Origin of the sequence: Mitsuokella apri (assembly GCF_047974105.1) — a bacterium.
GTDB lineage: Bacteria > Bacillota > Negativicutes > Selenomonadales > Selenomonadaceae > Mitsuokella.
The window spans coordinates 1-224 of record NZ_JBHYRS010000037.1 but is presented as its reverse complement, the minus strand read 5'-3'; the positions used below and the strand labels follow the sequence as shown (position 1 = coordinate 224).

Below are 224 nucleotides of genomic sequence, written 5' to 3'. Positions count from 1 at the left end.
TTCTTGGGCGCGATGGTAAGACCTTCCGTGAGCCAGCGCAGCTGCTGGTCCGTGATCTCGAGAAGATCTTCCGGCTTGTTCGGCCATTGATACTTGCCTTTTTCCAAACGCTTGTACAGCAGCAGAAAGCCAGTCCCATCCCAGAGAAGCCCCTTGATGCGGTCCTTACGGCGTCCACAGAATAGAAAAAGCGTTGGTTGAAATGGATTCTTCTTGAAATGGTC

At 51.8% G+C, this 224-nt stretch carries 1 protein-coding gene; it reads right to left on the bottom strand.

All coding sequences use genetic code 11. The annotated features are described in order from the left end of the window. On the bottom strand, positions 1-224 hold a 224-nt coding region (gene tnpB / locus ACE419_RS11620), incomplete at both ends, for an IS66 family insertion sequence element accessory protein TnpB (RefSeq protein ID WP_435722089.1).